The 14,342-nt window shown below is 41.9% G+C and carries 10 protein-coding genes and 1 pseudogene; all 11 read right to left on the bottom strand.

Annotated features, from left to right (window positions below; translation table 11 throughout):
• Position 1: 1 nt before the first annotated feature.
• Entirely contained in the window at positions 2–1,042 is a 1,041-nt protein-coding gene (locus tag LC065_RS10915) for a type IV pilus twitching motility protein PilT (protein ID WP_306163404.1), read from the bottom strand.
• Positions 1,043–1,056: 14 nt separating this feature from the next.
• A complete protein-coding gene (locus tag LC065_RS10910) occupies positions 1,057–2,703 on the bottom strand; it encodes a GspE/PulE family protein (protein ID WP_226591685.1) in 1,647 nt (548 codons plus the stop codon).
• Positions 2,703–4,013 carry a VanW family protein gene (locus tag LC065_RS10905; RefSeq protein ID WP_226591255.1) on the bottom strand — a complete coding sequence of 437 codons (1,311 nt, stop codon included), beginning with the start codon at positions 4,011–4,013 and terminating at the stop codon, positions 2,703–2,705. Before LC065_RS10905 ends, LC065_RS10910 begins: the two co-directional genes overlap by 1 nt.
• 30 nt (positions 4,014–4,043) lie before the next feature.
• Positions 4,044–4,349 (bottom strand): hypothetical protein, encoded by a 306-nt coding sequence (locus LC065_RS10900; protein ID WP_226591257.1) that lies wholly within the window; start codon positions 4,347–4,349, stop codon positions 4,044–4,046.
• 17 nt (positions 4,350–4,366) lie between these two features.
• Complete coding sequence (locus tag LC065_RS10895; protein ID WP_226591260.1) at positions 4,367–5,740, bottom strand: MFS transporter; 1,374 nt, start codon at positions 5,738–5,740, stop codon at positions 4,367–4,369.
• 17 nt (positions 5,741–5,757) lie between these two features.
• Positions 5,758–7,449: a hypothetical protein gene (locus LC065_RS10890; RefSeq protein ID WP_306163403.1), complete on the bottom strand. Its 1,692-nt coding sequence runs from the start codon at positions 7,447–7,449 to the stop codon at positions 5,758–5,760.
• 17 nt (positions 7,450–7,466) lie between these two features.
• Positions 7,467–7,967, bottom strand: coding sequence for a PulJ/GspJ family protein (locus LC065_RS10885; RefSeq protein ID WP_226591265.1), 501 nt, complete (start codon positions 7,965–7,967; stop codon positions 7,467–7,469).
• Entirely contained in the window at positions 7,964–8,374 is a 411-nt protein-coding gene (locus LC065_RS10880; RefSeq protein ID WP_226591266.1) for a prepilin-type N-terminal cleavage/methylation domain-containing protein, read from the bottom strand. Before LC065_RS10880 ends, LC065_RS10885 begins: the two co-directional genes overlap by 4 nt.
• Positions 8,375–8,489: 115 nt before the next feature.
• Positions 8,490–10,223, bottom strand: coding sequence for a sensor domain-containing diguanylate cyclase (locus tag LC065_RS10875; RefSeq protein WP_226591269.1), 1,734 nt, complete (start codon positions 10,221–10,223; stop codon positions 8,490–8,492).
• A gap of 74 nt (positions 10,224–10,297) precedes the next feature.
• Positions 10,298–11,596, bottom strand: coding sequence for a bifunctional folylpolyglutamate synthase/dihydrofolate synthase (locus LC065_RS10870; protein ID WP_264187739.1), 1,299 nt, complete (start codon positions 11,594–11,596; stop codon positions 10,298–10,300).
• A 56-nt stretch (positions 11,597–11,652) separates the two neighbouring features.
• Positions 11,653–14,296: pseudogene (locus LC065_RS10865) on the bottom strand (valine--tRNA ligase).
• Positions 14,297–14,342: the final 46 nt, after the last annotated feature.

Below are 14,342 nucleotides of genomic sequence, written 5' to 3'. Positions count from 1 at the left end.
GCTAAAAGCCCCCTTCCTTCATATATGGAGCCGCATCACGTTCATCAATGACTTTTTCTCTCAGCAATTCCTGGATCGACATCTCCAACGTCTGCATGTGCTGAGCCCCGGACGTTTGCATGACATTTTCTATTTGATGTATCTTTTCGTTTCTAATCAGATTTTTGACCGCTGGTGTATTCAACAGAACCTCAACCGCAGCTCTTCTTCCCTGTTTATCCAGACGGCGGAATAAGCGCTGGGAGACAATTGCCTGTAAGACGTTTGCAAGCTGTACCCTTACCTGCCCTTGTTGATTGGGCGGAAATACATCAATGATTCTGTCAATCGTATCTGGTGCATTGGTCGTATGTAAGGTTCCAAATACCAGATGACCGGTTTCTGCAGCCGTCAGTGCTGTCGAAATTGTTTCAAAGTCCCGAAGCTCCCCAACCAAAATGACATCAGGATCCTGACGAAGACAAGAACGTAATCCATTTGCAAAATTCCTCGTATCAAACCCGACTTCCCGCTGATCGACAATGCAGTTCTTATGGTTATGGGTGTACTCAATTGGATCCTCTAAGGTGATGATATGTTTGCGGGCGGATTGGTTTATGTAATCAACCATTGAAGCGAGCGTCGTCGATTTCCCTGATCCTGTAGGACCTGTGACAAGAACAAGACCTTGGGCATAGCCGCTGATTTTCTTTAATACTTGCGGCATATGAAGGTCTTCAATTGAAGGGATTTCCCGGGGAACAATCCTGACCGCCATCGAAAGGCAATTTCTTTGATAGTAAATATTAATACGAAACCTCGAAACGCCTGCAATACCGTAGGATACATCCACTTCACGGTTACTCAACAACTGTTGGTGTAAATCATCAGATAAGATTGCTTTCGCCATCCCATCCGTATCTACTGGTTTAAGTGGAGTTTTACCATACTTCCTTAACTGACCGTGGATTCTGAATATCGGAGGCACTCCTACTGTCAAATGAATGTCAGAGGCCTCATATCCGTTCGCAACCGTCAGGAGCTGATCAAATTTCTCTCTCATGTCTTACCACCTCGCTAGTCGACTTTGGCGACGCGAATCACTTCTTCTAACGTCGTAAGCCCCTGCTTCACTTTCAACAAACCATCGTCTAATAAAAAAAGCATTCCCTGCTTCAATGCGTAACGCCGGACTTGGTCCATGCTGCCATTGTTCATCATCATGGTCCGGATTTCATCATCAATGACTAACACTTCTTGAATGGCCATACGGCCACGGTACCCTGTATTTTGACAACTGTCACAACCCGATCCTTTGTAAATGGTATCTGCCGTCATTCCACGTTTTTGAAAGTGTTTTTTCTCCATCTCAGTAAGTGGATGTGCGTGTCTGCAATCACGGCATATTTTTCTGACCAAGCGCTGAGCGACAACACCTGATAGAGAAGAAACGACAAGGTAGGGTTCCACATCCATATCAAATAAACGGGGGATGGTGGCAATGGCACTGTTCGTATGTAACGTGCTCAAGACTAAGTGCCCCGTGAGAGAAGCGCGAATAGCAATCTCTGCTGTTTCCGAATCCCTGATTTCACCGACCATGACAATGTTAGGGTCCTGACGTAAGATCGAGCGGAGCCCTTTAGAGAAGGTTAATCCAATGGATGTGTTCACCTGGACTTGGTTTAGTCCTTCGATTTGATACTCCACAGGATCCTCTACTGTGATAATGTTGACATCGTCTGTATTCAAACGATTCAAGGATGCATAAAGAGTGGATGATTTCCCCGACCCTGTAGGGCCTGTAATGAGGATAAGACCAGAAGGTTGCTCAATCAATTGCTTATATTTTTGCGCATTGATTTTATTGAAACCCAGGTCTTCTATTGAACTTAACGCGTTCGAAAGGTCAAGAATCCTAATGACAATCTTTTCTCCATAGACTGTAGGAAGGATGGATATCCTTAAATCAACCGGTGAACGATCAACGGTCGTTTTGATCCGCCCGTCCTGTGGCAGCCGATTTTCTGTGATATTTAGATTAGCCAATATTTTTACGCGGGCGATTAGACTGTTCTGAAAAGACTTCGGTAACGTACGTTCCGTCCTTAAAACACCATCAATCCTATAGCGAATTAAAACCCGCGATTCCTGAGGATCGATATGGATGTCGCTCGACTTCAGTTGAACACCCGCTTGAAGTAACTGGTCGACTAACTTAATGGCGGGGGCTTCCTCTGTATCTTCTTCATTTTCATCCAGGTTCGAATCATTCAAGTTATAATGTCGGTTAACAGCTTGAAGGATTTCATGCTTCGTTGCAATGACAGGAGAAATTTTGAAACCCGTAGATATTTTCAAATCATCGATAGAAAAATAATCCATTGGATCCGCCATAGCTACTGTCAACTCTTCCCCTTTCCGTTGGATAGGAACAAGTAGATTCCGAAGGGCAAATTCCTTACTGACAATGGTGATCACATTAGGATCAATAGGAAAGTGAAACAAAGAGACATGCGGAATTCCAAGTTGGAATTCCAACACCTCAATCAATTGTTTTTCCGTCACATATCCCTTTTCCACAAGAACGTCGCCAAGCTTCTGGTCCGTCTTTTTGCTTTCCAAAGCTTCTTGAATCTGGTGCTCTTCGATAATCCCCGCATCTTTTAACAAATCGCCTAATCTTTTTCTCTTGATCATGACCGACTCACCCTTTTCGTCCATCACTTAGATTCTCCTTCAGGAACGACCTCCCAAATCCCGTCTTCATCTCTATGTATTGATTTAGGGTCGCTGGAGTTCCCTCCGGTGTCATACTCATCCGTATCATTTATTGCATTTCCAGTATTAGAGCTCCTGTCTCCAGTATCGGATCCCGAATTCTCTGTTGGGCTCTCGTCGTCAACAGAAGGATGCTCCTCCACTCTAGCTATCGGTGGATAATAGTCTTCAGAAATAAACTCCTGCACACCTTCGGGTAAAGATCTATCCACACGATAGACCAAGACAACCTCACCATTCACGCCTTCTTGTAAAAGATTGAATGTCCCTTTATTAACAAGGGAAGAGTATTGGATGATCGTTTTAGGAGGTATTTCTTCACGATCCAACACCTGAACATGAAAGTCAGAGGTTGTCGGGTATCCAATCCATTGAACATCAACACTTCCTTCTTCTACACTTACCGACAATTGATAATCTCCTGAAAATGGGTTATACACTTTCAGGTCCTGACCTTGATTAAGGTCCACATTCGCTTCCATACCAATCCTTGCGTACTCAGGCAATCGATGGCTGATATGTCTTTCCTGAATGATCATCCCCGCGTTCAAACTAGCTCCATAGATCGCAGAAGCCAGCACATCCAAGGAAACTTCATCGTAAACTCCATCATTGTTTAACAAACGATTAAATGAAAAGACCGCCCCATTTTCAAGCTCTTCTCCATCAAATAACTTCACAGATCGATCCATGCTCGTTTCGTGTGGTACGATGACCTTGTGTTCACCTATGCTTTCGTAAAGTGAAGCCGTATTCCCTTTTACAAATTCATATGCCACGTACTCTAAAGGTGATTCTATCAACTGGGCTGCATCCCTTTTCACAGTTTCAATGAATTGTTCCTGATAAAACTCAGTGGCCAGTGAATCATTCATATGAGATCTCAAATCCGTCACATACGAATCATCAATGGTCACCTGCAGATCTCGCTTGCTTGTATTCATGGCTTGCTCAACCGTTCCAATTACATCAAACTGGAACATCTCCGGGTCAACGGTCAGTTCTTTCCCGTCCAATCTAACTACAACCGAATGGTTATCTTTCCAATTCTGCACCTTTTCTGAAAGAAGTTGTACCGCCTCTTCTTTACTTTTCTTAGATAGATTAACAGAAGCGATGACGGTATTCTCCGGGAGGTGTTCACCATTGGTGACATATTGAATAGCCGCTGAACTTCCCATTGTAAACAGAAACATTGACATGCCAACAGCCACCACCAAAGAAATCAACTTAAAGTTTAAGGATTGTCTCAACTATGAACACCTCCAATGAATAATACGGAATCACTTCACATTCATGCTTAATTCAACCATGACACCAGGACCGTGCCGCTTCAACTGATCAATTTCATCTTTAGTTAAGACCGCTCCTTCTGTGACAACGGTCTCACCCTGGGAATTCACGATGTCTTTTGTCGCTTGTTTCCCTTCTAACAATTCATCTTGCTTACGATCAAGATCATTCACACGCTCCTGATTAGCGGTGGTAGAGAAATGAAATGTCTTCTTTGGTTCGACTTGTGAGTTTGCTTCTTTCGATCCTCTAGTTTCCACTTCTCCTGGTGAAAACTCTTCTAGGCTTTTTTTCAAGTCATTCTACACACCCATCATTTTTTTGTATATTGAACTTGTTGGTGAAGCACATACCTCAACTCTTCGACAAGAAGTGAGTAGGATGCGAACTTATCGATCAACCCGCCTACAAACCGTTCAAGCTCATCTGTTCTTTCGTACTTGATGTAATACTTAATCAAATATTTGGAGACGGAGTAGTATTCCAGATCCGGTAGTTTCTCAGATAGATGAGCTTTAATATACTTCTCATACTCGACTCCTGTCATTTGCTCTTCCATATATGCAATCTTTTCAATCATCAACTCAAGCAGCTTTTTCCTTAACGCTTCATCCGCTATCAATTCTTCAACTTGATCTTCCTCAAGAGCTAGGCTGTCCTCGTTATCTTCAATATCCGGGTCCTTATCATGATTAGGGAGTGGGGATATGATTTTTTCCTGATTATCTACAGGCACCTCTTCTGCCTGTATGTTCATTTCCCGGGTAATATCTTTGTCAGAATCTGTTGTTTCGTTGATTTCATTTATGATTTCTTCTTCAGATTCTAATTCTTCTTCGACAATACTGTCGTATGTATCGTCTAGATTACTTGGAAACTTCTCATTTTTTACAGGATCACGGTCGAGATCATTTCCCTCAATATCTAACTGAAGATTTCTTTCTGCCATTAACTCTTCTTCTGTAACATCTTCGGGTTCCTCAAGCTCTTCCCCATATCCTACGCTTTCTTCTCCCATTCTTAGCTGGGCAAGCTCCTCTTCTAATAAAAATGCTTCATCATCCTCAGTAAAACTACTTTTATCTCCCTGCTTTTGTTTATCTTCTACATAAGAACCTTCAGTCAAATCATCGGTCTCATGAATGAAATCTTCAGATTCATTTAAGTTAACTTCAGTGTCCAATGATTGTGAACGTTCTCTTTCCCCAACCGTTGTTTCCATAGCAGGAACTCCTTGTTGTTCTTCTTCCTTTTCAAGGTTTTCGGGTGGGAAATCTTCATTTTGGACAGATCCTTCGTCAGACTGAATATTCACAAATCCTTTCGAATCTTCATCTTCTAAAATGCGCTCTTCAACACTTCCGTTACGGTGCCACTCATCATAGTCTCCTGTATGAGGGTGACTCTTCGGTTCAACCGATGTTTCGCCTGTAATATCAGCTTCATCTGCAAACACTCGAGGAGCTTTTTCCTGCAATAGGATTGAAAATACAACTCCAAGGACAAGCGAGGCAAGAATCCCCATCCAGAAAGTATATGAAATGGTTGCCAGCAGAGCTAATGAACTAATCAACGATCCTGTGAGCCATAAGATAACCCGGCCCTTCACAGTCAAGTTTATTGGAATATATCGAAGAATGAGAAAAGCGATAGCAATTGTTACGAACCATATAACAAAATCTATCATGTGGTTGCCTCCTCTCTTTATTTACTATAAAAGTGTTGATCAATTTCTTTCACTGTTACTTTATCGACCGTAGGTATGCCATCAGGTGGATTTAAAATAAGCTCTTGAGTGTACTCTATGGTCAGCCTGGATAATTGAGGGTTTATAGATTCTTGATTATTTTGTACATACAAGGGGTCACGACTACTTGAAAAATTGGTGGAACCATGAAAATAATCATCGCTGGATGACCCTTTAACGGCATTCAACGTGACATTTCTTCCATATACGCCGCCACGGATTTTTAAGTTTGAGCCAACACCATAGATATCTAAATCGCTATTCGTATAAAAGAATGCATGGATGACTTTCGGTTCATTGTTATACAAATTATTGTTGGCGATCGTTAATTCCCCTTCACTTACTACAACGAGTGTCCCACCACTTTCGTTGGATAAGTTTTCTATACGACCGCCCAAACGCGTGTAAAGTGTCCCGTTCATATTCAAATCTTCTCTTATATCAATTTCATGATTTGTGTATAGGCTTCCTTGAAAGGTCAGGTCACTTATATAAATACCGCACTTATTGTTTTGAGAGTTGTTTCCATTACAATTCTCATTTTTGGGATATCCATTGACATACATAAATTTATCTTCTGGCAATATGATTGTTCCAGTTAATTCAGCATTCTCATGAACATAAATGGAACCTTCAACGGTGAGAGAGGATTCAACGTTTCCTTCGGATTCAATAATCAATTCACCGTCCACAATTAAGTTTCCATCCACCTTCAAGTTAGACCCTTGTAATTTAAGATCACCACGTATATAGGTATCTCCATAAAACCGATCCGGAGCTTTTGGAGATTTTCCTTGTCTTTCGTAACCTTTTTTAATAACCTGATAACCATCCACTTCATCTATGTTGCCGGAATATCCTCTTGTAGTGATGTCGCCCATTGGGTCATTTCTTTTTTCAGCGATGTATTCGATCACATCTAACGGGGCAACATCAGGATTTTCGTCCACTATCCTAGGTTTTATCTCAAAGTAAGAATTCAATTCCTCTTCTGATATTCTCCAGTCCCAAAACCAACCATGAATCTCATACCTTCCCTTTACGGATAAATCCCCCTGGATGGATGGGTAGGAGGTATTCGCCCATCGACCATATTCAGAAATGAAATAGGCTTTGTTATGTAACCTTAAATCATTTCCAACAAATACATCTCCCTTAATAAAGGGCGCACCATTCAATTTCATATTCCCCGGGGTCACAGCTCCATACCTGAATACATCTGCGATCGTAGAAATCGTAAACGTGCGGACAAGCGTTTTATCAGACTCTTCTACATCAACCTCTATATCAACCCTTTGTAGAAAAACACCAGTCTTTCCATCTTTTAAAATCTTTTTCTTAATGACCCCTTTCTCACCTAAGTTCCGCTCTGCTTGATGAATCACACGATTAATCTTGCTGATCACTCCTCCTAGACCAGGGGTCGCTTCAGTTAGATCATCATTAATTTCATCGACACCTTTCATAATATAAGCCTGGGCTTCCTGTACTGTCATTTCAGCATCCGCTTTCGTTTCTATAAAATCGGTATTTGCAGAAGAAAATTGCTGAGAACCGATTGTATAACTCATTAAGCTCAAGCCTAAGATGCTAAAAATAACAAACATAATTAGAACAGTAACTAAGACATAGCCATCTTCTTTTTTCAAAAGAGTTCTCATTAAAATCACTCAGTCCCCAAGCGAAAGATTTTTACAAGGCTGTAGGTTTCATCTGTATCTTTTTTAAATATTTCTAAATGGACGGTCAACTTATTACCATCCAACTCGAATAATGTATTAGATAAGTCCATGCCTTCAGCATTTTGCTGAATGCCGCCTATAAGTAAATGACCATTCTGAATGGAGACATCGGTTGTTTCATCTATGTAAGTAAAAGTTGATTCTTCATCCATGTCATCTAAACGAGTCGAAGTTGCAGTGAATGCTTGGAAGGTAGTTGTATGATCGTTCTGGACTTCAATTGAATCCACATTGATCAAGTTTTCTTCTAAAGCTAAGATGAGGATGTTCGCTTCTTTCCTAATTTCAGTCTTTGTCGAGGACGTTTCAACGGCACCTGTGACAAAGTAAAACGCATGATAAGCGGCCACCATAACAATCATCGAGAGACTGACAACCGCTAGAAGCTCTACTAAGGTCATCCCTTTTTCACTTTTGATGTTCATCGCTCAACATACCCTTCTAGTTGAGTGTCTTTATTGTTTAACGAGACCGTAACAACAATTTTCGTTAAGTAGTTCTCCAAACTAGTCTCATCAGGGTCTGTCACCAGCACACGACCTTCATATTGTTCGACACTTGTGGCGGATGGCAATTCCAGCAGGTCAGGGATGTTCACAAGTATTTCCCCTTCGCCTTTTATATCGTCCAAATCTTCAAGAGATTTAGATTGATAGGCTTTCAGCACACCATCAGCAATTTCCATAGTTGTAAAGTCCTCATTAATCGTATTCGATTGTGTCAGCGTATTCATGACGATTTGCGTCGAAACAATGAATACGACAAGAAGCAAAGCCATGGCAACAATCACTTCTACAAGTGAGAATGCTTTCTCCTCCCTAAGGTAAGGCATCCTGCTTCTCCCCCAATTTGCACTTAATATCAAAATTATATCGTAAATATAGGACTTTGTCCTGTGACATTCGACAAATTTCCCATTGACCAAACAAAAAACTGTTCAATTCTTTTCATTGAACAGTTTGAATTAGTTCTTCGTAACTTGCCACACGATTTCTACCTCTCTGTTTTGCGCCAATGTACATCGCTCGATCCGCTTGACGGATAAGATCAAAAGGTCCTTCACAATGATCCGGGGACGTAGCTACACCAATGCTTGCCGTGACTGAGATAGAGACGGGTCCTTGCGTTTCATGAATGTGCAGGTTCGAACTAAAAGGTTTTTGTATGATCTTCTTGCGAATGGAACGAGCCACTTCTAATGCCTCACTTTGAGAATGCCCTGGCAAAAGGAGCACAAATTCTTCTCCACCATACCTTGCAAGTGTCCCTCGCCCTGCAACTACTTCTTGAAGTCTTTCCGCCAATGCAGCAAGGACTGTATTGCCACTTTCATGTCCATAAGTGTCATTCACACGTTTAAAATGATCAATATCTAATAATACGAGGGAAATAGGTTCCACTTTCTCTTGACCTTGATATATTTCAAAGATATTCACGATGTGGTCCTCAAAATACCGATAATTGTATAAGCCAGTAAGAGCACAATGCTCACTTTCTGCTTTTGTTTTCTCATAGTGCCTGGCATTATCTATCGCCACACCTAAATAGTTTCCCAGGATATTTAAAATCATAAACTGAAACTGTAAGAAAGCTCGCTTTTTGTTGGAGTAGATGGTAATGACTCCAACAATTTCTCCATTTCTCTCCACAGGGACAGACAAGACTGTTTCAGCACGGTCAGGGGTATATTGATTTTCCAAGTGGGACCATTCTGTTTTCTTTCTATAAAAGACACTCTTTCCTTCCTGCCATGTATTGCCGCTGATGCTTTGCCCCTTGGAAAGTTGAATGTGTGGAAAATCGATTTCACCTGATCGATCAAAGAAACGGATCAGCTCCATCCGCTTGTTTTTACTAACGTCATACACATAGATATAATCCACGGGAAGGAGTTCGCTCAAGCGATCGACGAAAATATCAAGCACTTCTTTCACTCCGAGTTTTCCTGTCAGTTCATGGCCTATGATACTTGTCTTTTTTAAATATGTATTCACTTGATTGCTGTTATGATAAAGCATTAACATCCCTGAAATAAAGATAAAAGGAATGCCGACAAAGAAGATCGCACTCATTCCGAATTCTGAATAAACCATATAAAGGACAAAGCCGATGGGCAGGACAAGGCTTGCTGTTAGCAATTCCCAGACAAACCCTTTATCGAGCCACTTAATCTCTTTATGGTAAAGTACTTTGGCTACAAATTTTATGGAAAATTGGTTGAGGACAATCTGCGAAAGTGCATAACTCACGATTGGAAGGGCATCTCCTGTATCATTCACAGCTGAGGGGCCGTGTGTGCCTCCAAGTGCGTAATAGATGCCTGCGGACACCACTGAAATCAGTAAAAACATAAACAAATTGATCGGTAACCGGTGAAGGTTTGTTCTGCCAAGCCTCATTTTTGCCATCAATGCTAAAATGGCCACTTGAGAAACGATGATTTCTATGAAAAGTCCATAATATAGAAAAACGGCAAAGGCAATTCCATGCGTAAAAAATACAGGGTGGTCTCCAATTTGTAGAGGAAATAATGCTACGATCGAAGCAAGGATAATAAATGCAGCAATCTCTATCCTGTTTCCTTCAAAGACAGGGGATAACCATAAATACAAGTAAACTAAACTAGCAGGCCAAATCGATGCCCACACAAACCAAACGGCATATTTCTTTTGCTTTGTCATCCTACCACCCCAACCTAAAGACCTATACTAGAACATGACCATTTTATCATAAGAATATTCAGATCATTACTATCCTACCTTAAATTTTCTTTAATTTCAAAATATTCCCTTACCTGAGAGATGAAATACAGCGATCCCGTAATGAGCAGGACGTCACCTTCTCCAACATTGGAAGAGGCTTTACGAATCGCTTGCTTATAATCTTCTATAGCGATGGTTTTCGTAATCCCCGAGTAATCAGCAAGCTCATGACCTTTCAAGGCTCTCGGAAAATCAAAAGTTGTCATATATGCTGTATCGACAACACTCTCCAATTGTTTCAACATTTTTTTAACAGGCTTATCTTCTAATGCTGAATAGACGAGGATAATCTTTTTACCAGAGTAATGACGTTTCACTGTTTCTACAAGAGCGCTCGTGCCTTCTTCATTATGGGCACCATCTATAATCGTCAAAGGAGCGTCTTTCACTTTCTCAAACCTTGCAGGCCAACGTGTGGATGCAATTCCTTTTTCATAACGACTGCGATCCATTTGAATTCCAAGGGATCTTAAAACTTCTGCAGACTGAATGGCCAACGACGCATTTTCCACCTGATGAGGACCTTTCATTTGACTGACATAGGTTTCAGAATGGAACGATTCATTTGAAAAGACGAAACTCTCACCTTCATGACTACTGGATTGATGAGTGACATCAAAATCATGGTAAAGTTTGAACACCTTAGAATGACATGACTGCGCTTTTTTGGTGATTACTTTTATAGCTTCCTGCTGCTTGACGCCCGTAACTACAGGAATTTCAGGTTTGATGATTCCTGCTTTCTCTTCTGCAATTTCTGCTATGGTAGAACCTAGAACATTCATATGATCATGTCCGATATTGGTGATAACAGATAGAACAGGGGTTAGGATGTTGGTAGAATCAAACCTTCCTCCTAAACCGGTCTCCATTAATACAATATCAAGTGCAGCCTCGGAAAAGTAAAGCACGGCCATCGCTGTTATAATTTCAAACTCGGTCGGTTCTCCTAATGGCGTTTGTCTCAATTCTTCCGATAGCGGTCTAATTCTAATCACTAACTCAGCTAAAACTTCATCTTGAATGGCTTGTCCATCAACACTAATCCGCTCATTGAACCTCTCTATATAGGGAGAAGTGAAGGTTCCCACAGACATTCCCTGCTGTTGAAGAATATGACGCAGGAAAGAAAGCGTGGACCCTTTCCCGTTCGTTCCTGCAATATGGACCGATCTGAATTTTTTCTCTGGATGACCAAGCCTCTCCATCATCCATTCCATCCGCTTCAACCCTGGCTTCACTTTGAATTTCTCTCTAGAGTGAATCCAAGCAATTGCTTCTTCATACTCCATTTCTATTCCCTCTTTTCAAAAAAGGAGAGTACTCCGTAGAATACCCTCCGTCTTCTTTATGCTTTTAACTCTTTGATTCGTGCTTCTACTTTAGCACGCTTATCAAGATAATCTGTTTCTTTTTTGCGTTCTTCTTCAACGACATGTTCCGGGGCTTTACTTACGAAACCTTCATTGGAAAGTTTCTTTTGAACACGCGTGACTTCCTGATCCCATTTCTTCCATTCGTTCTCAAGGCGCTTGATTTCATCTTCGATGTTGATCAAGCCCGCTAATGGAAGGTACAATTCGGCTCCAGTAATGACGGCTGACATCGCTTTGTCAGGGGCCTGCAAGTCTGTGGCAATCGTCAATTCACTAGGGTTACAGAACCTTTCTAAATAGTCACGGTTCTTCTCAAGCTCTTTTACAATGGCGTCATCTTTCGCCTGAATCATCAACTGGATTTCCTTAGACATTGGTGTATCCACTTCTGAACGGATATTACGAACAGAACGGATGATGGATACCAGACGATTCATTTCTTCCACCGCTTCTTCATTATGGAAATCTTCTCTTACCACCGGCCATGAAGCCTGTGTGATGGACTCTCCATCATGAGGAAGGTGCTGCCAGATTTCTTCAGTAATGAATGGCATGAATGGATGAAGCATACGCATCGTCTGATCGAGCGTGTACGCGAGAATAGAACGGGTCGTATGGATACGCGCTTCGTCTTCTCCATACAATGGCAGCTTCGCCATTTCGATATACCAATCACAGAAGTCATCCCAAATGAAGTTGTAAAGGTGACGGCCGGCTTCACCGAATTCATATTTATCGATGTTTATCGTCACTTGCTCAATCGTCTGGTTAAGACGAGTCAGGATCCATTGATCGGCTACTGATTTTTCACCAGTGATATCAATGTCTTCATATTTTAAATCGCCCATGTTCATCAAGGCAAAACGGGAAGCGTTCCAAATCTTGTTGGCGAAGTTCCACGTAGACTCTACCTTCTCCCAATGGAAGCGCAGGTCTTGACCAGGAGATGATCCTGTAGATAAGAAATAACGAAGAGAATCGGCTCCATATTTATCGATGACATCCATTGGATCGACACCATTCCCAAGCGATTTACTCATCTTACGACCTTCAGCATCACGAACAAGACCATGAATAAGAACATCATTGAATGGACGCTCATTTGTGAACTCAAGGGATTGGAAGATCATGCGGCTTACCCAGAATCCAATGATGTCATACCCTGTTACGAGTACGTTAGTTGGGAAGTAACGTTTATAATCTTCACTGTTTTCATCCGGCCACCCCATCGTCGAGAAAGGCCAAAGCGCGGACGAGAACCACGTATCAAGCACATCTTCCTCCTGCTTCCAGTTTTCTGGATCTTTCGGTTCTTCTTTGCCAACATATACTTCGCCTGTTTCTTTATGGTACCAGGCTGGTATACGGTGACCCCACCATAATTGTCTGGAAATACACCAGTCTCTTGTATTCTCCATCCAGTGTAGATATGGCTTTTCAAATCGATCAGGAACAAACTGTACTTGATCGTCTCCCTTTTTGCAAGTCGATCGACGCATCAGCAAGTGGCTTCATGTCAACGAACCACTGCGTGGAAAGATAAGGTTCAACAACCGCTCCGCTTCGCTCAGAATGACCAACCGAGTGCATGTGTTCTTCAATTTCAAAAAGAACACCATGATCCTGAAGGTCCTTAACGATTTGTTTACGACATTCGAATCGATCCATACCCTTATACTTGCCGGCATTTTCATTCATCGTTCCGTCTTCATTCATGACAAGAATTCGTTCCAGGTTGTGACGGTTACCGATTTCGAAGTCGTTAGGGTCGTGCGCTGGAGTAATCTTAACAGCCCCGGATCCAAATTCCATATCTACATAATCATCAGCAACAATTTCAATTTCCCGGCCAACAATCGGCAGGACCGCTTTTTTACCGATCAGGTGCTTGTAACGCTCATCTTCCGGATGTACCGCAATGGCTGTATCCCCAAGCATCGTCTCCGGACGTGTGGTCGCAATCTCAATCGTACCTTCTTCATCTTTCAATGGGTAGCGCATATGGTAAAATGCACCTTGCACATCTTTATACTCCACTTCGATATCAGACAAAGCTGTTTGGGTGGCAGGGTCCCAGTTGATAATATATTCTCCGCGGTAGATCAGGCCTTTCTCGTAAAGTGTTACAAAAACTTCTTTGACAGCCTCAGAAAGACCCTCATCAAGAGTGAAACGTTCACGAGAATAGTCCAGTCCAAGCCCTAGTTTTTCCCACTGGGCACGAATGAATTTCGCATACTCATGCTTCCACTCCCACGATTTTTCGAGAAACTTTTCACGGCCGAGGTCATGCCGGGAGATACCTTCTTCACGAAGTTTCGCGTCCACTTTTGCTTGTGTAGCAATCCCCGCATGGTCCATACCTGGCAGCCATAGTACATCATAGCCCTGCATCCGCTTCACACGTGTCAGGATATCCTGTAATGTCGTGTCCCACGCATGACCGAGGTGCAGCTTCCCTGTTACGTTCGGCGGTGGAATGACGATTGTATAAGGTTCCTTGTTTTTATCTCCTGTAGCTTCAAAAAATTTACCATCTACCCAGTACTGATACCGGTCCTTTTCAACAGCGGCCGGATCATACTTTGTAGGCATTGAAAGATCTTGTTGATCCATGTGATCTTCCTCCTTTTATTCTCTTTATAAAAATAAAAAACCCTTT

The organism is Halobacillus litoralis (assembly GCF_020524085.2).
Taxonomy (GTDB): domain Bacteria; phylum Bacillota; class Bacilli; order Bacillales; family Halobacillaceae; genus Halobacillus; species Halobacillus litoralis_E.
This window is presented reverse-complemented; position numbering and strand designations above follow the sequence as displayed.